The following is a 20,897-nucleotide window of genomic DNA, read 5'->3' as shown; positions in this document are numbered from 1 at the left end:
TTGTAATATAATAAGCGTGAACGAATTCACATACAAACATATACCCCTTTGTTTGAACGTGAAAATTTCTCCCATCCCCTTTAATATTTTTATAAGCCGTAAAGAAGAAGACCTGGTGTTTACACCAGGTCTTTTTCTTTTGCTATCCATTTCCAATAACGTTCGCATTTTACTTCTATCATTTGTACTTTTCGTTTCAGTTGTAATTTTTTTAGTTCGCGTTCAATTTCTTGTTGCGGACAATCATAAATAAATGCTACTTCTTTTGAAGATATAAATTGTGTTGCTTCTAGTAGCACTTCTAAAGGTGGTAATGGTTCTGGCTCAATTTCACATTTTACAAGTTCTTTCAATAATTGTACGTATACATCGTAGGAATAATTTCCAGCGATTTTAATACCTTCTTCATCTGAGTTCGCATGAAAAAAGACGAGGGAAGGTATTTCTGTAATATGCATTTCATTTGTGAATTTCAAGTCACATTGGAAAGCTTTTTTTGCACTAGCAGAATGTAGATCTTTTTTAAATTCTTCTACATCAATATTGCTATCTTTCGCACATGCAAGTAATAGTTCGCAGTCAGGGTTTGATACATTTTCAAGGAAAATGTATTCTTGGAGTTTTCGCAAAAACTTCGAACCTGCTTTTCGGCCTTGCAACTCCGCTGCCTTAATTGCCATCGAAACTAAATATGGTGTTGACGATGCTTCTTGCATATGTACCTTTCCATCACATGAAAAACCTTGTAAACTGGTTGTCTTTTCCCACACAAATCGAATATTAGCAGGTTTATTCCATTTGTGTGAGGAAGCGTTCGTTCCATCCACTTTTCCTGTTACGATATGACGAATAGAGAAGTATTTCCCGTATTCAAGCCATAGTTTAATAATAAAAGGCTCAATTTCCCAGCAATCTTTACAAAGTGGATCAATAAATAAATATGCTTCTACAGACTTATGCTCGCATGCGGAAGGAGATGGCATATTTATATGCTTTGCTTCCTGCTTATCCATTACACTTCACCTGTTTCGTTTGGAGTATTAACCATATGCTGAGCGGTTAATGCTAAACGTTCAAAAACAAACTCTCTTATATGACCATGAACTCCAGTATCATCCATTGCTTGCTCCATACATGATAGCCAAGCCTCTGCTCGTTTTGGAGTAATCTCAAACGGAAGATGGCGTGCCCTTAACATAGGATGACCATGTTCTTCAGTGTACAAATTAGGACCACCTAAATATTGTGTTAAAAATTGCTTCTGCTTCCTAGCGGTTTCTGTTAAATCTTCCGGGAAGATGGGAGATAAGTCAGGGTGTTTACTGACATAGGAATAAAATGTATCTACTAATATTGCAATGCATTGTTCACCGCCAATTGCTTCAAATGGTGTCATCGGTTGCTTGCTCATCCTTTATAAACTCCTTTTTCCATGAAATGTATATCTATTGTAGCAATGGAATGTTCGAGAGGGCAAATAAACAGCTTTCTCAAAGATTCTTTGCTTATTCTACGGGTGTAAACTTTTTTAGTGAGATGTATCCACTAGTGAAACATATTCACTAGTGGAATTTTCACTTTAGCGTGCTTTTTTTTGTTTGGCAAGGAAAAAGCGTTTTACTTTGTTATTTGTATGGCGAACAGGTATGTTATGTTGCGTTAATAAATGAATAAATGCAGCTTTTCCTGTTTCTTCATCTTGCACTTCAAATTCAATTTCATAATCATCGTGATTGTAATAGAAACTATGATCAAAGACAAGCGTTCCGCCTTTAAATAATGTTTCTGCTCTTTCTGTTGTTAAACTACCCATATATGTTAAAGCAGAAACAGGAATTTGTAATTTGTGTAATTGATCTACTACTGCTCCTTGAATGATTGTGTTTGTTTCCATCATCATTTTTGCTTCGTCTTCTGTTACGACTTGATGCGTTTCTAATAAACCGATTTCTGCAGGTTGTTTCAACGTTAACGTATAAGTTTCTCCTTTATGACGAATACGAAGTGCAGAGCCAGCTTCTTTTAACGAGAAGTCAGGTGTTTCAAAGTAGTGATTCACTTGTTTTGTAAATGCTTCAATAGAAAACGATTTACATAATGTATCGAATTCTTCTTTTGTAACGATATTTTTGAATTCAATTTCAATTTCTTGTGTCATTGTATAATCTCCTTTTGAAAAATAATTCTTTACACATTATCGCTTTTTCATAAATTTGGTTCAATGTTTTATTTGTTTGCGTCCATGTTATGATACAATAATACTGTTAAGTAAGACAGGAAGTTGAGATGGAGGAGTTAGAGCATGCAAAATAAAATCCAAGTTAAGAGCGTAGAAAAGAGAGAGAATGCTCTTATTTTTTGTGCGGAAAATAGTGAAATAGAGGTAAAGGAGTTAAGTGCGCGTAATCACGTACTTGTAGACTCAGACAATTTATCATTTTTATATATCTTAGAAAATGAATCATCTTTCATTTATGTAAGTATTCCGCACACATGCTGGGAAGCAATGCATGAAGCGATGAATAACGATGTGGTTATGTTCGTTCGCGTGAATGACATTGAAATGGAATTAGAAGGATTAAAAGAAGAAGTAGAATATTTAGTTGAAAATATTGAAGGTAATGCAAATTACGGAGAAGAATTAGTAACTGCTGTAGAAAAAGTATTTCTATAAGCAAATGGATTGATTTTGGTGGTGGTTGAAATGAATCGAAATTGGGAAGAATTTTTAGCACCTTACCACCAAGCGGTGGCAGAGCTAAAAGTGAAACTAAAAGGAATGCGTACTCAATTTGCAATGTTAACAGAGCATTCTCCAATTGAGTTTGTAACAGGAAGGGTAAAGTCGGTTGCAAGTATTATTGATAAAGCGGAGAAGAGAAATGTACCGCTAGACCGATTGAGAGAAGATATGCAGGATATTGCTGGGCTTAGAATGATGTGTCAATTTGTTGATGAGATTAAGCCTGTTGTAGAATATCTTCGAAAACGAAATGACTTTGAAATCGTGGAAGAACGTGATTATGTCACGCAAAAGAAAGATAGCGGTTATCGTTCTTATCATGTTGTCATTAGTTATCCTGTTCAAACGATTCAAGGTGAACAAAAAGTATTGGTAGAAATCCAAATACGCACGCTAGCAATGAACTTTTGGGCAACAATTGAGCATTCTTTAAATTATAAATATAGTGGACGTTTTCCTGAAGATATTAAAATACGATTGCAACGTGCAGCTGAAGCGGCGTTTTTATTAGATGAAGAAATGTCTTCTATTCGTCTTGAAATTCAAGAAGCGCAAAAGGCTTTTTCAAGAAAGCAAGAAACGAAAGATTCCGAATCATAAACTAAAGGGTGTTGGGCGATGAAATTTACAATTATGTCAAAGGGAGATCAATCATCAGATACACTGGCAAGCACGATGAAAGAGTACTTGCTAGATTTTGGATTTATAATGGATGAAAAGGAACCCGATATTGTAATTTCTGTTGGGGGAGATGGAACGCTTTTATATGCGTTTCATCGTTATTATAATCGATTGGATGAAACAGCATTTGTTGGTGTACATACAGGACATCTAGGTTTCTATGCAGATTGGTTACCGACAGAAGTAGAGAAATTAGTAATTGCGATTGCGAAAACACCATTCCAAGTGGTGGAATATCCGCTTTTAGAAGTTATTATTCGCTATGTGAATGGAAGTAAAGAGTCACAGTATTTAGCGATGAATGAGGCGACTGTAAAAAGTGCAGAAGGTACATTAGTAACAGAAGTAGAAATACGCGGAGAATATTTTGAAACATTCCGCGGAGATGGCCTTTGTATCTCTACTCCTTCAGGAAGTACCGCATATAATAAAGCGCTTGGCGGAGCAATTATTCACCCATCTATTGAAGCGATTCAAATTGCAGAAATGGCGTCCATTAACAATCGTGTATTTCGTACTGTAGGATCGCCACTCGTATTGCCGAAGCATCATACATGTGTGTTAAAGCCAGCTGCAGGAATGAACTTACAAATTACAGTGGATCACTTAACGATGGTTCATCAAGATGTGAAATCAATCCAGTATCGCGTCGCAAACGAGAAAGTACGATTTGTTCGTTTCCGCCCATTCCCGTTCTGGAAACGAGTTCGTGACTCGTTTGTTGCAGATAAATAGAAAGGGTTATATATTTGAACAGATTTACATTGAAATGGGATATAGGGCCGGCTGAAGAGGGAACTTTAGTTAGGGAATTTTTGAAAACGAAAGGTATTTCTAAAGCCGCTTTAACGGATATAAAGTTTCATGGCGGAGCAATTGAAGTAAATGGTCAACATGCGAGTGTTCGTCATCAGTTGCGTGCTGGTGAAGAATTACGTGTCTTTTTTCCAGTGGAGGAAAGAAGTGAAGGGATGATGGCAGAAGATATTCCTTTATGCATTATATATGAAGATGACGCGGTTCTTATCATTAATAAAGAGGCGAATATGTCAACGATTCCGTCTAGAGAACATCCGGCAGGAAGTGTTGCCAATGCGCTGTTATCTCATTATGATAAGCAGCATCTTGCAAGTACAGTGCACATCGTAACACGTTTAGATCGTGATACTTCGGGGCTTATGCTTATTGCAAAAAATCGTTTCGTGCATCATCTTTTATCGAAGCAGCATCAACAAAAAGCTGTGAAACGAACGTATGAAGCAATTGTTCACGGAAAGATTGTAGAACGAGAAGGAATGATTGATGCACCAATTGGTCGAAAATCTGATAGCATTATTGAGCGAACGGTTTGTGAGGATGGACAAAGGGCAGTTACTCATTTTAAGGTAATTGATAGTACATATCATAAGACACATGTAGCGCTTGAGCTTGAGACAGGAAGAACGCATCAAATTCGTGTGCATATGGCTCATATAGGACATCCGTTACTTGGTGATAGCTTATATGGAGGGAGAAGGGATGAAATGAAACGGCAAGCACTTCATAGTAAATCTTTGACGTTTTATCATCCTATTTTAGAGAAAGAGATGTCTTTCACTATAAAGCTTCCAAGCGATATGCAAGAAGTGTTGCGGCATACTTAAAAAGGGGACAAAATTCTTATATTATAAAGAATTTTGTTCCCTTTTTTCTTAGCGGAATAATATTAAAATTTGGTTTTCACCCGTACGCTTTATAACGAAAAATCCACTTTCGGCTTTTGTAGCAATGCCATTGTCATTTGGACGACAATATCCATGTGCTTCGCAAGTGCTGTCATCACGTACTAACATTTGTCCAATTAATCCGACAGGAAGCCACTCGGCGCGATCTTTTCTTGCTACATATTTGCAAGTTGGATCCCATTCTGTATTTAAAAGAGGTTGTATTTCTTCGGCTTCCGTCCATACATATTGGCGTTTTCCAAAGTTATCTGTTTTATAACGTTTTTGCCAACTTAAAGCCCCGCTATTTCCTATAAGGGCAGGGGTTGCACTAGATATTCCTAAAATGAACGAGTCGTGTGAAGTAGCTATCCGAATTTTTTCTTCGCTACTAAATGTAACGAAATAACCGACATCAATAGGTTTATGATCTTCGGTTTCAAACATTTGTGCAAAATCCGTTCCACTTGCATTGTAAGACGCACCCTCAATGTACATTTCTCCATTATGGGCAAGCCATTTAGCCCCGATATTATGGTCGGTGTCGCTTACACCATTTGCAATAAACCAAGAATAAGCTTCTTCTGCAGTGCCGAAGCGCCCCATAATATGGCTACCTGCAAAATGAGCTGTTGATGTATGATGACCTTCCGCATGAGAAGAGGATCCGTTAGCGATAGTTGCGGTTCCTTCTGCGTGTGCTGCTTCGCCTAAAGCAATCGTCTGTTTACCCTCTGCATGAGAATAAGCTCCGCCTGCTGTCGTTTCACTTCCCTCACTATGGGAACTATGTCCGGTTGCTTTTGAGTTTGATCCTTCTGCATGAGAGAAAGAACCTTTTGCGTGTGTTAATAAGCCTTCCGCATGTGCTGCCATGCCCTCCGCATGAGAGTGAAGCCCTTCCGCATATGCATATCGGCCGCCCCTTTTAACTTTTGTATTTTCAGGTGTAGGTGTCTCAATTATGAGTGGTTTTTCAGTTTGTATATCATTCGATGAAGCCAATGCCTCTTTTATTTTTTTTACTTTGTTTATAATAGCAGCTGGAATTTCTGGTTCCACTTTTTTATTTATTGCTACAGAAATATTTTCTTCCGTCTTTTCTTCTGTTTGATTAGAATGTATTACCTGTTCATCTTGATTTGAGAGCTGTTTATTTTTTTGTTGCATCTTTATTTTTCTGCGATCGATTATGCGGCTCATCACAGCATTTTCTAAAGAGACATATGTTGGTTTTACTTTGCTTTTTTTTGATGACTCTTGTTCTTCCAGTTCTTCTATCGCTGCAGCCCGAATACTACACCAGTTGTTAATTCCGTACATGGGCAGATATAAAGGGGGAAATTTTCTTTTTTGTTTAGAAGATTTTTTCTTCATTCTGTCACCTCCTGCGACATTATATGTAGTGTAATTAAAAAAAGATGCACTTTATTGCATCTTTTTTTAATTACTTTACCTAGTTTTATATGAGATCTGCCTAAATAATACAGTAATCTTTCGCTAAGTAAGGTAGTTATGAAATTGGACGGAATTTCTCAGCGACAAAAGGTAAAGAAGAAGGAACAGAGATAGTCTCCATTTCAGGATAACGTAATCCGGTTAATTTGCCACCAAATACAGCACCAGTATCAATATTGACTGTCTGATTGATGAATCGAGGTTCTGCTACTGGCGTATGTCCATATACAATCCAAGCTTGCCCCTTGTACTCTTGCGCCCAATCGCGACGGACAGGTGAGCCATCGGCATGCTTTTCTCCTGTAATATCGCCATATAATACAAAGGTTTGTACTTTTTTATCTCGTCTTCCTATGTAATCTTGCCGAATCCCAGCGTGACATACGATTACTCTTTTTTCATCTAGTATGTGGTAGAGCGGTGATTGTTCATAAAGAGTGATAAACTTTTCTTTTATAATGTTTTGCTTATGAGAAGGAAGTGCCTCATATTCAGCAACAGTTGTTTCAAGTCCGTGAGCGACTGTTACATTACGCCCAAGGAAAAATCGATATAGTTTATTACAGTGATTTCCAGGAGCGTAATAAGCTTCTTTTTTATGTATGACAAGTTCCCATACAATTTCAATCATACGTAATGAATGAGGACCACGGTCTGTAATATCGCCAACGAATGCAAGTTTACGTTGGTCAGGGTGAACCGGTAGACCGCTACTCCAGTTATATCCTAGCTTCTCTGTTAAATTTTGAAACTCTTGGAAGCATCCATGAATATCTCCTATAATGTCATATTTCATATTTAAACCTCCATCGTATTTTTCATTAGTATATCTAAAAAAGGATAGAGATAAAAATATAGCGTTTTTGTGTTGTTCATTTAAACATAAAGATTTTCGTTCTTGAGCGAACATTTAAAATGAATCCAATCGCAATCATGTATGTAAGCAGTGAACTTCCTCCATAACTCATAAGAGGTAATGTTATCCCTGTAATGGGAAGTAATCCGATTGTCATCCCGATATTTTGGAATACTTGGAAAGTAAACATTCCGATTGTACCAGCGCAAATGTAACTACCGAAAGGGTCATTACTTTCTAAAGCAATATGAATCATTCGAAAAATGAGTAAGAAAAAAAGAGAAATAATGACACTTGCGCCTAGAAATCCAAATTGTTCAGCGACATTAGTGAAAATAAAATCTGTATGTGGTTCTGGAAAATATACTTGTCCATTTTCCCACCCTTTTCCTTGCATTTCTCCGGATCCAGTCGCTAAGAATGCTTGTCTTAATTGATAGCCTTGTGCATCATATTTGTAAGGTGCTAACCATCCGTAGAAGCGATTTAATTGATATTCTTTTAAAATGTGTGCTTTAAAGAAATCTGTGTGAGTAAAAAAAATATATATTAATGTAGATCCAGCAACGAAAGTACCTGAAACTAATCCGAAAATAAAACGCCATCGGATGCCAGAAACTAGTATCATTGCTGCAAGCATCGCTGAAATGACCATTGTGTTTCCTAAATCTGGTTCTTTTGCAATAAGTAGTAGTGGTGGCAAGCTTGTCGCAAATATTTTTCCAAGTAGTAAAAAATCGTCATGTATCGTTTGGGAAAAATATTTCTCATTATGATTTGCTATAATTCTTCCAATGACGATAATTAAAAACAATTTCATAATTTCAGAAGGCTGAAAATTTCCAATGCCTGGGAGCCTGTACCAAGCGGTAGCGCCTTTAATTGTAACGGCACCTGGTACTTGAAGTTCTAGTCCAATAAGTAGTACCATTGCAAAGCTATACAAATACCAAGCAATTTTTTGATAACGATCGAAATCGATAATCATAATAACACCAATGGCTATAAATCCAATGAAGTACCATTGGATTTGCTTTAGTACAAAATTGACGTTTTGTAAAAATGGCGGTAAAGAGGCTTGCGCACTTGCAATAGCACAACAACTAACAATCCCAATGGCAAATAAAATAAATAGTAATACGTAGTCTATTTGATATTGAGAATTTGGATCTTTCAATGTAGGTATTCCTTTCTACTGCTCTTTATAGTAATGGATTTTATCCCGCATTAATGGGCAGTAAGACCCCCACCTCAAAATTCAGCGAAAGCGAAGAAGTTAGGTGGGGGATCAACTGCCCGTAAAAGCCCGATTGGTGAGAGCTGATTAAAGTTTCACTTTATAGTATGAGAAAGAATGTATGAACTATACGAATGATTCACATATAGTCCATACACTTTTAATTTTGCAGAGTAGTTTAATTGTTTAGCTCTTTAATAATTATATCCAAACAATGGGAGAGACGTACATGTGCGTCAGGAAAAATATCTAGTTGATGAAGATAGTATTTTAAGGAACTTTTACACCATTGGTAAGCACTAAGTAGAGCTGCTCTATAGTCCGTAGTATTTTGTAAAAAGCCATATTCTTTTGCTGTTATAACAAGGTGTGTGAAATCTTCACAACCTTGAAGGAGCTTATTGTGTATTTGTTGTCCAGCATGGTAGCGAAATTGACTTAAAGGCTCAGAAATGTATATTGCATTTCCTTTAGAAAGTAAAGAAATCCATGAGGCCATATCAACACTACAAGAATATTGTCGCTCTTTAAGGGTGCCAAAAGGTTCAGTGAGCAATTCCTTTCGGAACAAAGTAGTTGTAGGCTCACCGATAATGTTGTGTCCGCCCTTTAACATCCAATTACCTAAAAATATCCCGTTTAATGGGGTGTCTTCACTATATAACCTTTGTGTTGGATGGGAATCACCTATTAGATTTCCATGATCATCAATGCGTACTCGATAAGAAGTAACAAGAGCAAGATTTTTATTGGGATCTTGCTCAAAATAGGTCATCATTTTTTGTATTTTATGCTTATAAAACACGTCATCGTCCATTAAAAAATTTATATACTCACCATTTGATTTTTCTATGAGCATAAGGTCATTGTGAAATTGTCCTAGAGTAGGGGTATTTCGAATGTATGTTATATTTTTATAATTTGGTAAGTATTGTTCGCGTATTAAAGTTGCTGTTTCATCATTTGTGCTGTCATCTCCAATGATGATTTCAATATTAGAATAAGTTTGTGCCAATGCACTTTCTAGAGCAATTTTGAAATAATGAGGCCGATTATAAGTAGGAATAAGGATGGAAACGAGAGGTAGATTTTTTTCATTCATCATACATAACTTCCTTTCAGAAGCTTTTTTTTGTAAGAACAATATCTTGGTAACTTGTATATTCATGTCTGCCGCACCATAAACCGTAATGCGGCTTATTGGTTATTTCTAGGCCGTACTTATTCAATAGATTGCAAATATCTGTCTCAGGATAAGCAACTGCGAAATTCGGAATATCTTTATTTACAACGTAGCAATTTTCGATTCGATGATAAAAACCTAATGTACTTTGTCCTGCATTTAAATAATAGGACGATTCAGGATTTATAAGAAAGAATGTAATGAAACATCTCCCGTCTTTTTTTAATACACGTACAATTTCAGATACGTAATGTTCTAATTCTTTTGGAAGAAGATGCGTAAATACAGAAGTTAAAAAGATAAAATCGAATGTCCCGTCTTCATAGGGAAAACGATATTGAGAGGCATCTTCTTTTCCTTCTGGATTATAGAATTGATTGTATATGTCAACATGTTCAAAGTGAAAATTATTACGCATAGTTGAAATGTTATTTTGACACCAAGCAATTCCATCTTTAAACAAATCAAATCCATAATACGCCCCATCATCATTTAAGTAATTCAATAATGGTACAGCCATTCGGCCGACGCCGCAGCCTACATCTAATACTTTTTCATTTGGTTTTAAAGCGCCAATTTGAATAAAATGCTTTAGGAACTCTTTTCCAACTCTTTTGAAGTCGCCACCTACATATTGGACGAGTTCAGGAGGGGGGAGTAAAGTCATTTCTTTGTTAATTTCGCTCATGAGTATACCCCTTTCTTGTATGAGAAGATGCAGTAAATCTATTAATAAAATTTTCAATTTGTAGTGAGAGAACACAGGAAAACAATTGTTATATGTAGGGAGATTCCGAAAAAGAATACTTAATTGGATTAGAAGTAAGAGAAGAATGAGTGAAAATGGAATCTCCTATAGATTAAATCTTTTTTATTCTTTTCTCCAATAAACGCCAAATACATCAATTTTAGTAATAGGGGCTTTTAAATTTCGTTGGTTTCTAAAGTCTGTCACAGCCTCAGCGCATGGCGGTAGCCCGTAGTCATCGATAATTATATAGCCACCTTTAGAAACTTTATCATATAAGTTCACGAGACCATCCATTGTGGATTCGTACATATCACCATCAAGCCGTGCAATTGCAATTTTTTCGATTGGTGCTGTTGGTAAAGTATCTTTAAACCAGCCTTTTAAAAATTTCACTTGATCATTTAGCAAATCATATTTTTTGAAATTCTCTTGTACTTGTTCTAAAGAGACGCGTAAGTAATCGAATGTGTGTAAATAATCACCGTAATCTTTTGGATATTGTTCTAGATTCGGTGCTGGCAAACCTTCAAATGAATCTGCAACCCACACATTACGATTCGTAATGTTGTTTGCTTGTAAAAAACCATTCATAAAAATGCATGAACCTCCGCGCCATACACCTGTTTCAATAAAATCACCTTCTATATTTTCACGAACAACGGTTTCCATCGCCTCTTGTAATTGGTTCATACGTTCTCGACCAATCATACTATGTGCTGCTCTTGGCCAATCCATTCCATCATGGCGTTCACTTTTTGAAACATTTGGTTTTACAATTTTTAAGTTATGGTTTTCAGCATATTGCTTAATGAATAAAGGGAGGGGGACTGTAACTGGCTCGAATTCTAGTTCTTTCGAAATATGTAGAGATGCGGGTAAGTATGCCTCATATTCTAACCATATTTCAAATAAAATGGTCTTCTTTAGCAATTCGAGATAAAGCTGAACAGCAGATTTACTTTCCATATTTGTGCCTCCTGCAAAATGTCATACAACAATATGATTATGTAGATAGCGAATGTTTCATGATTGAATTTGAAATTGAAAAAGCAGTAAAACTGATATCAGTTTTACTGCTAAGTAAAAAATTAAGCGATTTTTTCAATAATAATAGATGCATTTGTACCAACAGCTAATGATAGCCCAAGCCCTGTAACGATTACTTCAACTAATGATGGAGTTGTCGTAATTTGCGTAATTGCTTGAACAACGATAGGTGCTCCAACTGAGATTAAAGTGGCCCCAGTACCTGGAACAGATACCCCATTTACTTGGATTGTAAGTCCTCCTAATAGACTTACTGCTGCAGTGTATACGATAACGGTAATTTTATAGAATCCAGTTTGACTAATTACAAAAGTATCAGGATCTAATTGAGAAATTGCTGTACCAAACTGAGATCCAACAGTATTAAATGGTACTGGAGCATTAAGTCCAATATCCAAAGAAATCCCAGCGGAGTTAAATGCATACAATCCTGCTGGAAGTCCTAGTCCGGATGGTCCAGTCGGTCCAGTCGGTCCAGTAGCCCCAGTCGGCCCCGTAGGTCCAGTAGCTCCAGTGTCACCAGTCGGCCCCGTAGGTCCAGTAGCCCCAGTGTCACCAGTCGGCCCCGTAGGTCCAGTAGCCCCAGTGTCACCAGTCGGCCCCGTAGGTCCAGTAGCTCCAGTGTCACCAGTCGGCCCCGTAGGTCCAGTAGCCCCAGTGTCACCAGTCGGCCCCGTAGGTCCAGTAGTCCCAGTGCCACCCGTAGGTCCCGTAGGTCCCGTCGGCCCCGTAGGTCCCGTAGGCCCGGTAGGTACAGTCGGCCCCGTAGGTCCCGTAGGTCCAGTCGGCCCGGTCGGCCCAGTCGGAAGGGTAAACGGTGGTATCGGTGGTAATGTAGGTCCTACAAGATTAGGGTCAAATGCACTAGCTGATAAAGATTCATCGGGATTTAATCCATTTGAATAATTATTATTTGACATAAATTCACCTCCATAAAGCGTTCATTATATAGTAGATGCAAAACCGAAAGAAAATGACACGGACATTTGAATTATTGAAAAGAAATCTTAAACTACTTGAACAATTTAAAAAAATGGAAAGTTTAGTATATGTATAACATATGATTGATTTGGAAGAGGGTGATTATGTTGAACAAGCAAGGAATTACAATTAGTTTATGTATGATTGTTCGAGATGAGGAGGAGACAATAGCCCGTTGTTTAGACACAGTTGAAAAAATTGTGGATGAAATTATAGTGGTTGATACAGGCTCCGTCGATCGAACGAAAGAAATCGTAGAGAAATACACTTCTAACATATATGATTTCCAGTGGATTGATGATTTTGCAGCAGCAAGAAATTTTTCTTTTTCAAAAGCGACGCAAGAGTATATATTGTGGCTAGATGCAGATGACGTATTATTAGAAGATGCTCAAGAAGCATTGAAACTTTTAAAAAGAGAATTAGATCCTAAAATTGATGCTGTTTCGATGCCTTATCATCTTGCGATGGATTCTAACGGGAAACCTTTATATTGTACAAAAAGAAATCGACTTGTAAAGCGTGAAAAACAATTCCAATGGTTTGGAAAGGTTCATGAGTATTTAGCTATTTCTGGTGAGGTTTTTAGTAGTAATGTTGCTATTACACATAAAAAAGAAAAAAAAGTAACAAATCGTAATTTGAAAATTTTTCAAAATACTGTAGCGGCAGGTGAAGAATTAAGTCCGAGAGATTTATTTTATTACGCAAATGAATCTACGGATAACCAAAAATATGATGATGCAGTTCTTCTATATGAAACATTTCTTAATCAAGACGAAGGATGGTATGAAGAGAAAATTTATGCATGTGGTAAGTTAGGAGATTGCTATGCAAAGCTCGGAATGTGGGAGAAGGCAATCGAATCTTGTGTGAAGTCGTTTCGGTATGGCGTCCCTAGAGGAGAGAATTGTACAAGAATAGGATATATATATATGGAACAAGAAAAATATAATGAAGCGATATTTTGGTTTAAACTTGCAACGGAAGTACCAATGGCAACGGAGAGTCCTTTCCATAGTCCAGCTAGCTACACATGGCTACCCTATTTACAAATGTGTATTTGTTATAGCAGGTTAGGGGAGCAGGATAAAGCGTATTATTACAATGAATTAGCAGCTTCTTATGTTCCGAATAATGCTGCAATTGAATATAACCGTAAATATTTTCGGGGAGTTTTTGATAAACCATATAAAGTGTAATAGGTTTCGTTTTTTAGAAATGATGTATCGTTATTCTAACTCTAATAGATTGGTTATATATTAGAGTATCAGTAACGTAACCAATATAAATAAAAGGTTTTATACTACTATTTGTGGGCTAATAATCAGTGGGGGATGAACAAAATCTGCACTTTATAGAATTCATATGAGATTTATATTTCTAATTCAATTTGCATAAGGAGTGTGTGAAATGAGTCGCGAAAAAAGTTCTTTATATGAAGAAAAATCCGAGCATTATTATAATGCAGCGAATCCGAATTTATTAAAGCATATAAAAAAGGAATGGAAAGAAGTTCTTGATATTGGTTGCTCGAGCGGTGCATTGGGAGCAGCTATTAAAGAAAACGGTACACGTGTATCAGGAATTGAGGCATTTCCAGAGGCGGCAGAAAAAGCGAAGGAAAGACTAGATCATGTTATTTTAGGGGATATAGAAAAAATAGATCTTCCTTATGAGGAGGGGCAATTTGATTGCGTCCTATTTGGGGATGTATTAGAGCATTTATTTAATCCATGGGCTGTAATAGAAAAAGTAAAGCCATATATAAAGCAAAATGGTGTGATTTTAGCAAGTATACCAAACGTTGCTCATATTTCAGTATTAGCTCCCTTGCTTGCTGGAAATTGGACGTATACAGAATATGGTTTATTAGATAAAACACATATTCGTTTCTTTACATTCAATGAAATGCTAAGAATGTTTTTAAAAGCAGGATATTCAATTAGTAAAGTAGATCGTGTATATGTTGATCATAAAATGTATGAGCCGCTTATTGAGGAGTTATATGGAATTTGTAAAAAATATCGTCTTGGAAGTGGCTTCATGGCTGAGACAGTTGTATTTCAGTATATTATTGAAGCTGAAAAATCACAATTATGAGTGCTGCAGACAAAACAATATTATTTGTTACATGTATAAATGATCGGAAATTGTATGCAAACTGCGTGCGACATATATTGCAATTGTTAGTACCGCCAGGATATATTGTCCAATTTATGCCGATTCGAAATGCGAAAAGTATGACGAGTGGATACAATCAAGCCATTTCGCATCCAGCAAAGTATAAAGTGTATATACATCAAGATGTTTTTATTATAAATAGAGCCTTTTTATACGGATTACTTCAATTATTTGAGGAACATGAACATCTTGGTATGATTGGGATGGTTGGAGCGCAATATGTTCCTCCAACTGGTGTATGGAACGAAGGGCGTGGAATTGTAGGAAAGGTCATTGGTTATATGAATGATTTGTTTTATATGGCAAGTTTAGAACAACCGTATCATGAATCAAAAACATTTATTCCTGTAGAATGTATTGATGGTTTATTAATGGCGACACAATATGATGTTCCGTGGCGAGAAGACTTATTTGACGGATTTGATTTTTATGATGTATCTCAATCGTTTGAATTTAAAAAAGCAGGATATACAGTTGGTGTACCTGTACAGCGCGATGCTTGGTGTATCCATTATCATTTTGATGTGAATATGACGAACTATGAAAAGTATCGAAAAATATTTGTGGAACACTATATGTCAGATATAAATAAGGAAGAATAAAAGGGGGGACAAAAATGAAAGATCATACAATATTAGTCGTTGTTTGTGTAAATAATGAGGAGCTTTTCAAACAATGTGAGAGCCAAATAAGAAACATTTTTGTTCCCCCTGGTTATGTCGTACAAATTTTTCCGATACGAGATGCACAAAGTATGGCGAGTGCATACAACCGAGCCCTTTCATATCCAGCGAAATACAAAGTGTATATACATCAAGATACATATCTTATTAATCGAGACATGTTTTCTACACTTATATCTCTTTTTAAAGAAAATGAAAAGCTTGGTTTAATAGGAGTCGCTGGAGCTCAGTTTTTACCGAATAACGGGATATGGTGGGAAGGAAAAAATTTAGTAGGGAAAGTGATTGAGTATAGAAGACGGAATTATCAATTATTAAATTTAGATCAGGTTTTTTATGGTAATCAACCATTTTTGTCAGTTCAGGCAATTGATGGTTTATTCATGGCAACGCAGTATGATATTCCGTGGCGAGAAGATTTGTTTCAAGGGTTTCACTTTTATGATGTGTCACAGTCTTTAGAGTTTCAAAGGGCTGGTTATTTAATCGGTATCCCAAATCAAGCAAATTTATGGTGTATTCATTACAACGGGGATGAGTTTGATGCGGATACATATGAGAAGTACCGGAAAGTGTTTGTAGAACATTACAAAGATATATTATCTCCATCATAAAGGAGAGATGCAAAGTGAAAGGAATTATTTTAGCAGGTGGTACTGGATCGAGATTATATCCAATAACGAAAGTAACGAATAAACATTTACTTCCTGTTGGTCGGTATCCAATGATTTATCATGCGGTATATAAGCTAAAACAATGCGATATTACAGATATTATGATTATTACAGGTAAAGAGCATATGGGGGATGTTGTTAGCTTTTTAGGGAGTGGTCATGAATTTGGAGTGTCCTTTACGTATCGTGTGCAAGATAAAGCGGGCGGGATCGCACAGGCGTTAGGGCTTTGTGAAGATTTCGTCGGGAATGATCGTATGGTAGTTATATTAGGTGATAATATTTTTTCAGATGATATTCTTCCGTATGTTGAAGAGTTTGCAAATCAAAAAGAAGGTGCGAAAGTGCTATTGCAATCTGTAGAAGATCCCGAAAGATTTGGCGTAGCACATATTCAAAACCGAAAAATAGTTGAAATTGAAGAAAAGCCGAAAGAGCCGAAAAGTTCTTATGCGGTTACGGGAATTTATTTGTATGATTCGAAAGTCTTTTCTTATATTAAAGAATTAAAACCTTCTGCACGGGGAGAACTTGAAATTACAGATATAAATAATTGGTATTTAAAACGAGGGGTACTTACTTATAATGAAATGAACGGCTGGTGGACTGATGCGGGAACTCATGCTTCGCTTCAAAAGGCGAATACGTTAGCGCGTGATATTAATTTTGGGAAACAGTTTAACGGAGAATAGGTGAGAATATGAAAGTTGTAGAAACAAATTTTACCGATGCAAAATTGTTAGAACCGAGGTTGTTTGGAGACGAGCGTGGCTTTTTTTCAGAGAGTTATAATAAGCAGGTGCTAGAAACATTAGGGATAACGTATTCATTTGTACAGGATAACGTATCTTATTCGGCTAAGGCAGGAACGATTCGGGGACTACACTTTCAAAAAAAACCGAAAGCACAAACGAAACTCATTCAAGTTATGCAAGGGGCAATTTATGATGTTATCGTTGATTTGCGAAAAAAATCACCAACATTTAAACAATGGAAAGGATATATTTTAAGTGGAGATAACCATCGGCAATTACTAGTGCCAAAAGGGTTTGCGCATGGATTTTGCACGCTTGTTCCGCATACTATCGTTATGTATAAAGTAGATGAATATTATAGCGCAGAGCATGACTCAGGATTACTTTGGGAAGATAAAGATTTAGCAATTCCTTGGCCAGTAACCGATCCTATATTGTCCGATAAGGATCAGATATTACCATTATTAGAGGAATATGAAGATAGTTTTTAAGTAGGAGCGTTGTTTATGAATATATTAGTAACAGGTGGGGCTGGATTTATTGGAAGTAATTTCGTTCATTACATGCTACAAAGTTATGAAACATATAAAATTATTAATTACGATGCATTAACATATAGCGGGAATTTAAATAACGTAAAATCTCTTCAGGATCACCCGAATTACTTTTTTGTAAAGGGAGAAATTCAAAATGGAGAGCTATTAGAACACGTTATAAAAGAGCGGGACGTACAAGTGATTGTAAATTTTGCAGCTGAATCACATGTGGACCGTAGTATTGAAAATCCGATTCCTTTTTATGATACAAATGTAATTGGGACGGTCACTTTATTAGAACTAGTTAAAAAATATTCGCATATAAAACTTGTGCAAGTATCAACGGATGAAGTGTATGGCTCTTTAGGAAAAACAGGGAAGTTCACAGAGAAAACGCCGTTAGCTCCAAATAGTCCATATTCTTCAAGTAAGGCGAGCGCGGACATGATAGCTCTATCTTACTATAAAACATATCAATTACCGGTTATAGTAACGCGTTGTTCTAACAATTATGGACCGTACCAGTATCCTGAAAAATTAATTCCATTAATGGTTACGAATGCACTAGAAGGAAAAAAACTACCGTTATATGGTGATGGTTTAAATGTAAGAGATTGGTTACATGTAACGGATCATTGCAGTGCGATTGACGTTGTTTTGCATAAGGGACGTGTCGGAGAAGTATATAATATAGGTGGAAATAATGAAAAAACAAATGTAGAAGTTGTGGAACAAATTATTACTCTTTTAGGAAAAACAAAAAAAGACATTGAATATGTTACAGATCGTTTAGGGCACGATCGTCGTTATGCGATTGATGCAGAGAAAATGAAGAATGAATTTGATTGGGAACCGAAATATACGTTTGAACAAGGATTACAAGAGACGGTGAAATGGTATGAAAAGAATAAGGAATGGTGGAAACCACTAAAAGACCAGTAAGGGGCATGTTAAATGAAAGAGAGGGTTATCATAACAGGAGCAAACGGTCAATTAGGAAAGCAACTATTTGAAGAGTTAGACTCTGAAGAATATGATATATATCCATTTGATAAAAAGTTATTAGATGTGACAAATATATCCCGAATACAACAAGTGGTACAAGAAATAAAACCACATATAATTATTCATTGTGCTGCCTATACGAAAGTAGATCATGCGGAGAAAGAACAGGATCTTGCATATAGAATAAATGCAATCGGAGCTCGAAATGTAGCGGTTGCTTCACAATTAGTAGGGGCGAAGCTAGTTTATATTAGTACTGATTATGTATTTCAAGGCGCCAGACCAGATGGATACGACGAATTTCATAGTCCAGCACCGATAAATATATATGGGGCCTCTAAGTATGCGGGGGAGCAGTTCGTCAAAGAGTTACATAATAAATATTTTATCGTTCGCACATCGTGGCTATATGGTAAATATGGGAATAATTTTGTGAAAACGATGATGCGATTAGGAAAAGAAAGAGATGAAATATCTGTTGTAGCGGATCAAGTTGGCTCTCCTACGTATGTGGCGGATTTGAATATGGTTATTAATAAGCTCATTCATACTTCTTTATACGGTACATACCACGTATCAAACAGAGGCTCATGCTCTTGGTTTGAATTTGCACAAAAGATATTTTCGTACGCCAATATGAAAGTGCATGTATTACCTGTTTCAACGGAAGAATTCGGGGCTGCGGCTGCGAGGCCCAAATATTCTATTTTTCAACATAACATGCTAAGATTAAATGGTTTTTCACAAATGCCGTCTTGGGAAGAAGGATTAGAGCGGTTTTTTATAGAAACCAAAAGTCATTAACAAATTTCTGTTAATGACTTTTTTGTTTGCCTTTAAGCGGTTTTATGGTACTATAATTATAGTATCAGGTACTAATAACAAGTATAAGTATTTCTGGGAGGATATATCATGGAACTATTACAAGGGAAAACATTTGTTGTTATGGGCGTTGCGAACCAAAGAAGTATTGCATGGGGAATAGCTCGCTCTTTGCATAATGCAGGTGCAAAATTAATATTCACATATGCAGGAGAACGTTTAGAAAGAAACGTTCGTGAATTAGCGGACACATTAGAAGGACAAGAATCACTTGTATTACCTTGTGATGTAACGAATGATGAGGAACTTACAGCTTGCTTTGAAACAATTAAACAAGAAGTAGGTACTATTCACGGTGTAGCACATTGTATTGCTTTTGCAAATCGCGATGACTTAAAAGGTGAATTTGTAGATACTTCTCGCGATGGATTTTTACTTGCACAAAATATTAGTGCATTCTCTTTAACAGCTGTAGCAAGAGAAGCAAAAAAAGTAATGACAGAAGGCGGAAATATTTTAACGTTAACATACCTTGGCGGCGAGCGCGTTGTGAAAAATTATAACGTTATGGGTGTTGCGAAAGCTTCATTAGAAGCGAGCGTGAAATATTTAGCGAACGATTTAGGTCAACACGGTATTCGTGTTAACGCTATTTCTGCAGGACCAATTCGTACGTTATCTGCAAAAGGTGTAGGCGATTTCAACTCAATCTTAAGAGAAATTGAGGAGCGCGCACCACTTCGTCGCACAACAACGCAAGAAGAAGTTGGCGATACAGCAGTATTCCTATTCAGTGATTTAGCTCGAGGTGTAACAGGAGAAAACATTCACGTTGATTCAGGGTATCATATCCTAGGATAAATATAATATTAAATTTTAAAGGACAATCTCTAAATGATGAGATTGTCCTTTTTATTTGTTCTGAGAAAGAACGATTTTTAACGAAAGTTCTTATCAGGTGATGAATATAACTATAATAGTACACGATTTATTTAGCTACGTATGGAAGTGGGAGGGACGAGTGTGAAGAATAAAAATAAAAGTTCAACAGTTGGAAAACCGTTGTTATATATCACGCAAGTAAGTTTAGAACTTGCTGCACCGAAAATAAAAAGGATTATCCTGACAAACTTTGAAAATGAAGATCAAAAAGAGAAAAGTAATAGACAAGAAAATATTGTAAGTAGTGCTGTGGAAGAGGTAATAGAACAAGAACAACAAGAAGAGCAGCAAGTGGAAGAAAAAATAGAAGAAAAAGAAGAACACGCAGAACAAGAAGAGCAAGAAGAGCAAGAACCAGAACCAGTAAGAACTGTCCCGTATAATAAATCATTTAAGGATATGAATAATGATGAAAAAATTCATTTTTTACTAAACCGCCCTCATTACATTCCGAAAGTAAGGTGCAGAATAAAAACAGCTACAGTCTCATATGTTGGATCGATCATATCGTATCGAAATGGCATTGTATCTATTATGCCGCAAAATAGTATGAGAGATATTAGGCTGTCTATAGATGATATCCAATCGATTAGTATGGCCGGTTTTTAAATATGTAAAGGTGGTAGAAAGCTTCTACCACCCCAATAGTTTTTTAG

At 36.4% G+C, this 20,897-nt stretch carries 24 protein-coding genes; 14 read left to right on the top strand and 10 right to left on the bottom strand.

Going from position 1 to position 20,897, the window contains the following annotated elements:
* Nucleotides 1–119: 119 nt before the first annotated feature.
* The 3 genes from M1D66_RS20945 to M1D66_RS20935 all read right to left on the bottom strand — a co-directional run bounded on the left by M1D66_RS20945 (nt 120) and on the right by M1D66_RS20935 (nt 2,158).
* Nucleotides 120–1,013 (bottom strand): ClpXP adapter SpxH family protein, encoded by an 894-nt coding sequence (locus tag M1D66_RS20945; protein WP_000360645.1) that lies wholly within the window; start codon nt 1,011–1,013, stop codon nt 120–122.
* Entirely contained in the window at nt 1,013–1,411 is a 399-nt protein-coding gene (locus M1D66_RS20940) for a globin domain-containing protein (protein WP_000043386.1), read from the bottom strand. The genes M1D66_RS20945 and M1D66_RS20940 overlap by 1 nt, the downstream gene beginning before the upstream one ends.
* A 168-nt stretch (nt 1,412–1,579) precedes the next feature.
* Entirely contained in the window at nt 1,580–2,158 is a 579-nt protein-coding gene (locus tag M1D66_RS20935; protein WP_000191121.1) for a CYTH domain-containing protein, read from the bottom strand.
* A 144-nt stretch (nt 2,159–2,302) separates the two neighbouring features.
* Here M1D66_RS20935 and M1D66_RS20930 point away from each other — a divergent pair, with 144 nt between their 5' ends.
* From M1D66_RS20930 to M1D66_RS20915, 4 genes are read left to right on the top strand one after another with little or no spacing between them, the layout of a single operon-like run.
* Nucleotides 2,303–2,674, top strand: coding sequence for a UPF0738 family protein (locus tag M1D66_RS20930; protein ID WP_001180003.1), 372 nt, complete (start codon nt 2,303–2,305; stop codon nt 2,672–2,674).
* Between the two features lie 30 nt (nt 2,675–2,704).
* Complete coding sequence (yjbM, locus tag M1D66_RS20925; RefSeq protein ID WP_001081482.1) at nt 2,705–3,343, top strand: GTP diphosphokinase; 639 nt, start codon at nt 2,705–2,707, stop codon at nt 3,341–3,343.
* An 18-nt stretch (nt 3,344–3,361) separates the two neighbouring features.
* On the top strand, nt 3,362–4,159 hold the full coding sequence (locus M1D66_RS20920; protein WP_000673190.1) for an NAD kinase: 798 nt from the start codon (nt 3,362–3,364) through the stop codon (nt 4,157–4,159).
* Nucleotides 4,160–4,173: 14 nt separating this feature from the next.
* Nucleotides 4,174–5,067, top strand: coding sequence for an RluA family pseudouridine synthase (locus M1D66_RS20915; protein ID WP_001079136.1), 894 nt, complete (start codon nt 4,174–4,176; stop codon nt 5,065–5,067).
* A gap of 48 nt (nt 5,068–5,115) precedes the next feature.
* On the opposite strand, the gene M1D66_RS20910 is transcribed toward M1D66_RS20915, so the two are convergent.
* The 7 genes from M1D66_RS20910 to M1D66_RS20880 form a co-directional block, all read right to left on the bottom strand.
* Nucleotides 5,116–6,504, bottom strand: coding sequence for a peptidase G2 autoproteolytic cleavage domain-containing protein (locus tag M1D66_RS20910; protein ID WP_242554758.1), 1,389 nt, complete (start codon nt 6,502–6,504; stop codon nt 5,116–5,118).
* Nucleotides 6,505–6,640: 136 nt separating this feature from the next.
* Nucleotides 6,641–7,381: a bis(5'-nucleosyl)-tetraphosphatase PrpE gene (gene prpE / locus M1D66_RS20905; protein WP_000872697.1), complete on the bottom strand. Its 741-nt coding sequence runs from the start codon at nt 7,379–7,381 to the stop codon at nt 6,641–6,643.
* A gap of 76 nt (nt 7,382–7,457) precedes the next feature.
* Nucleotides 7,458–8,618, bottom strand: coding sequence for an FtsW/RodA/SpoVE family cell cycle protein (locus tag M1D66_RS20900; RefSeq protein ID WP_000654702.1), 1,161 nt, complete (start codon nt 8,616–8,618; stop codon nt 7,458–7,460).
* Nucleotides 8,619–8,856: 238 nt separating this feature from the next.
* Nucleotides 8,857–9,783, bottom strand: coding sequence for a glycosyltransferase family 2 protein (locus tag M1D66_RS20895; RefSeq protein ID WP_012593172.1), 927 nt, complete (start codon nt 9,781–9,783; stop codon nt 8,857–8,859).
* Nucleotides 9,784–9,796: 13 nt separating this feature from the next.
* A complete protein-coding gene (locus tag M1D66_RS20890; protein WP_242554757.1) occupies nt 9,797–10,549 on the bottom strand; it encodes a class I SAM-dependent methyltransferase in 753 nt (250 codons plus the stop codon).
* Between the two features lie 183 nt (nt 10,550–10,732).
* Nucleotides 10,733–11,578, bottom strand: coding sequence for a TylF/MycF family methyltransferase (locus tag M1D66_RS20885; protein ID WP_000444386.1), 846 nt, complete (start codon nt 11,576–11,578; stop codon nt 10,733–10,735).
* A 122-nt stretch (nt 11,579–11,700) separates the two neighbouring features.
* Complete coding sequence (locus M1D66_RS20880) at nt 11,701–12,579, bottom strand: BclA C-terminal domain-containing protein (protein ID WP_242554756.1); 879 nt, start codon at nt 12,577–12,579, stop codon at nt 11,701–11,703.
* A gap of 165 nt (nt 12,580–12,744) precedes the next feature.
* Here M1D66_RS20880 and M1D66_RS20875 point away from each other — a divergent pair, with 165 nt between their 5' ends.
* From M1D66_RS20875 to M1D66_RS20830, 10 genes are all read left to right on the top strand, one after another.
* Entirely contained in the window at nt 12,745–13,842 is a 1,098-nt protein-coding gene (locus M1D66_RS20875; RefSeq protein WP_000932908.1) for a glycosyltransferase, read from the top strand.
* Nucleotides 13,843–14,053: 211 nt separating this feature from the next.
* Nucleotides 14,054–14,743 (top strand): class I SAM-dependent methyltransferase, encoded by a 690-nt coding sequence (locus M1D66_RS20870; protein ID WP_242554755.1) that lies wholly within the window; start codon nt 14,054–14,056, stop codon nt 14,741–14,743.
* Nucleotides 14,740–15,426, top strand: a complete 687-nt coding sequence (locus tag M1D66_RS20865) for a glycosyltransferase family protein (protein WP_001271180.1) — start codon at nt 14,740–14,742, stop codon at nt 15,424–15,426. The genes M1D66_RS20870 and M1D66_RS20865 overlap by 4 nt, the downstream gene beginning before the upstream one ends.
* Nucleotides 15,427–15,440: 14 nt before the next feature.
* The gene (locus M1D66_RS20860) at nt 15,441–16,121 is read left to right on the top strand and encodes a glycosyltransferase family protein (protein WP_000651527.1); all 681 of its coding nucleotides are present in this window, start codon (nt 15,441–15,443) and stop codon (nt 16,119–16,121) included.
* Nucleotides 16,122–16,135: 14 nt separating this feature from the next.
* Nucleotides 16,136–16,873 carry a sugar phosphate nucleotidyltransferase gene (locus M1D66_RS20855; RefSeq protein ID WP_000676157.1) on the top strand — a complete coding sequence of 246 codons (738 nt, stop codon included), beginning with the start codon at nt 16,136–16,138 and terminating at the stop codon, nt 16,871–16,873.
* Nucleotides 16,874–16,881: 8 nt separating this feature from the next.
* Nucleotides 16,882–17,427, top strand: coding sequence for a dTDP-4-dehydrorhamnose 3,5-epimerase (gene rfbC, locus M1D66_RS20850; protein ID WP_000869418.1), 546 nt, complete (start codon nt 16,882–16,884; stop codon nt 17,425–17,427).
* Between the two features lie 15 nt (nt 17,428–17,442).
* Complete coding sequence (rfbB, locus tag M1D66_RS20845) at nt 17,443–18,414, top strand: dTDP-glucose 4,6-dehydratase (protein WP_001024166.1); 972 nt, start codon at nt 17,443–17,445, stop codon at nt 18,412–18,414.
* Between the two features lie 12 nt (nt 18,415–18,426).
* Nucleotides 18,427–19,281, top strand: coding sequence for a dTDP-4-dehydrorhamnose reductase (gene rfbD, locus M1D66_RS20840; protein ID WP_000664652.1), 855 nt, complete (start codon nt 18,427–18,429; stop codon nt 19,279–19,281).
* Between the two features lie 108 nt (nt 19,282–19,389).
* Nucleotides 19,390–20,160, top strand: a complete 771-nt coding sequence (fabI, locus tag M1D66_RS20835; RefSeq protein WP_000421886.1) for an enoyl-ACP reductase FabI — start codon at nt 19,390–19,392, stop codon at nt 20,158–20,160.
* 141 nt (nt 20,161–20,301) lie between these two features.
* A complete protein-coding gene (locus tag M1D66_RS20830) occupies nt 20,302–20,850 on the top strand; it encodes a spore coat CotO family protein (RefSeq protein WP_002023550.1) in 549 nt (182 codons plus the stop codon).
* Nucleotides 20,851–20,897: the final 47 nt, after the last annotated feature.

It is taken from the genome of Bacillus sp. PK6-16 (assembly GCF_056530295.1).
This window is presented reverse-complemented; position numbering and strand designations above follow the sequence as displayed.

Bases quoted from the DNA above. Each gene is read 5' to 3' on its own strand.
- M1D66_RS20945 (WP_000360645.1), bottom strand. From the start codon at position 1,013: ATGGATAAGCAGGAAGCAAAGCATATAAATATGCCATCTCCTTCCGCA.
- M1D66_RS20940 (WP_000043386.1), bottom strand. From the start codon at position 1,411: ATGAGCAAGCAACCGATGACACCATTTGAAGCAATTGGCGGTGAACAA.
- M1D66_RS20935 (WP_000191121.1), bottom strand. From the start codon at position 2,158: ATGACACAAGAAATTGAAATTGAATTCAAAAATATCGTTACAAAAGAA.
- M1D66_RS20930 (WP_001180003.1), top strand. From the start codon at position 2,303: ATGCAAAATAAAATCCAAGTTAAGAGCGTAGAAAAGAGAGAGAATGCT.
- yjbM (WP_001081482.1), top strand. From the start codon at position 2,705: ATGAATCGAAATTGGGAAGAATTTTTAGCACCTTACCACCAAGCGGTG.
- M1D66_RS20920 (WP_000673190.1), top strand. From the start codon at position 3,362: ATGAAATTTACAATTATGTCAAAGGGAGATCAATCATCAGATACACTG.
- M1D66_RS20910 (WP_242554758.1), bottom strand. From the start codon at position 6,504: ATGAAGAAAAAATCTTCTAAACAAAAAAGAAAATTTCCCCCTTTATAT.
- prpE (WP_000872697.1), bottom strand. From the start codon at position 7,381: ATGAAATATGACATTATAGGAGATATTCATGGATGCTTCCAAGAGTTT.
- M1D66_RS20895 (WP_012593172.1), bottom strand. From the start codon at position 9,783: ATGATGAATGAAAAAAATCTACCTCTCGTTTCCATCCTTATTCCTACT.
- M1D66_RS20890 (WP_242554757.1), bottom strand. From the start codon at position 10,549: ATGAGCGAAATTAACAAAGAAATGACTTTACTCCCCCCTCCTGAACTC.
- M1D66_RS20885 (WP_000444386.1), bottom strand. From the start codon at position 11,578: ATGGAAAGTAAATCTGCTGTTCAGCTTTATCTCGAATTGCTAAAGAAG.
- M1D66_RS20880 (WP_242554756.1), bottom strand. From the start codon at position 12,579: ATGTCAAATAATAATTATTCAAATGGATTAAATCCCGATGAATCTTTA.
- M1D66_RS20875 (WP_000932908.1), top strand. From the start codon at position 12,745: ATGTTGAACAAGCAAGGAATTACAATTAGTTTATGTATGATTGTTCGA.
- M1D66_RS20870 (WP_242554755.1), top strand. From the start codon at position 14,054: ATGAGTCGCGAAAAAAGTTCTTTATATGAAGAAAAATCCGAGCATTAT.
- M1D66_RS20865 (WP_001271180.1), top strand. From the start codon at position 14,740: ATGAGTGCTGCAGACAAAACAATATTATTTGTTACATGTATAAATGAT.
- M1D66_RS20860 (WP_000651527.1), top strand. From the start codon at position 15,441: ATGAAAGATCATACAATATTAGTCGTTGTTTGTGTAAATAATGAGGAG.
- rfbC (WP_000869418.1), top strand. From the start codon at position 16,882: ATGAAAGTTGTAGAAACAAATTTTACCGATGCAAAATTGTTAGAACCG.
- rfbB (WP_001024166.1), top strand. From the start codon at position 17,443: ATGAATATATTAGTAACAGGTGGGGCTGGATTTATTGGAAGTAATTTC.
- rfbD (WP_000664652.1), top strand. From the start codon at position 18,427: ATGAAAGAGAGGGTTATCATAACAGGAGCAAACGGTCAATTAGGAAAG.
- fabI (WP_000421886.1), top strand. From the start codon at position 19,390: ATGGAACTATTACAAGGGAAAACATTTGTTGTTATGGGCGTTGCGAAC.
- M1D66_RS20830 (WP_002023550.1), top strand. From the start codon at position 20,302: ATGGAAGTGGGAGGGACGAGTGTGAAGAATAAAAATAAAAGTTCAACA.